Origin of the sequence: Empedobacter sp. 225-1 (assembly GCF_030328185.1) — a bacterium.
GTDB lineage: Bacteria > Bacteroidota > Bacteroidia > Flavobacteriales > Weeksellaceae > Empedobacter > Empedobacter stercoris.
The window spans coordinates 1-583 of record NZ_JACALO010000095.1 but is presented as its reverse complement, the minus strand read 5'-3'; the positions used below and the strand labels follow the sequence as shown (position 1 = coordinate 583).

Here is a 583-nt window from a genome sequence, read left to right as displayed (position 1 = left end):
TTAGCACTTGGCTAATCATTGGGGGCTAGCCCCCAATGATTTAATTTGAGTTGCACTTATTTGTTGAACTTAGAAATCAATTTAAATAATTAAGAAAATGAAACAAAGAGTACCAGTAAATCAGATTATGGCAAAAGTTTTAATTGCAGTTCCAGCAAATAAGAAATTAAGCGTAGTGAATGAATTGTTCAAGGAGTATAATATTCGACATATTCCTGTAACTGAAGGAACTAAGTTGGTAGGAGTTGTAAGTAAAAATGATGTTTCGAGATTAGGATATGGAGTGGGTGATGTTGATACGAATGCATTGAATGCTTTGTATGATACATACGAACTGAAAGATGTGATGGTAAAAGAGCCTGTAACTGTTTCTTCTGAAACAAACATTAAGGATGTTGCAGAGATTTTATCACAACAAAGTTTTCACTCTTTGCCAGTTGTAGATAATAACGAGGTTGTTGGGATTGTGACTTCTACAGATTTGGTTAAATATCTTTTAGAGCAATATTAAAATGTAACGTCCTGAAAAAATGATACAGGATTAGACCAATAAAATTTTATTTTAAACAGTACATATATTCGT

Annotated in this window: 1 protein-coding gene; it reads left to right on the top strand. The window is 32.1% G+C overall.

Annotation, left to right across the window (positions count from 1 at the left end; genetic code table 11):
* Window positions 1-97 precede the first annotated feature (97 nt).
* Entirely contained in the window at window positions 98-511 is a 414-nt protein-coding gene (locus HX088_RS13875; protein WP_260541798.1) for a CBS domain-containing protein, read from the top strand.
* The last annotated feature ends 72 nt before the right edge of the window (window positions 512-583 follow it).

Bases quoted from the DNA above. Each gene is read 5' to 3' on its own strand.
- HX088_RS13875 (WP_260541798.1), top strand. From the start codon at position 98: ATGAAACAAAGAGTACCAGTAAATCAGATTATGGCAAAAGTTTTAATT.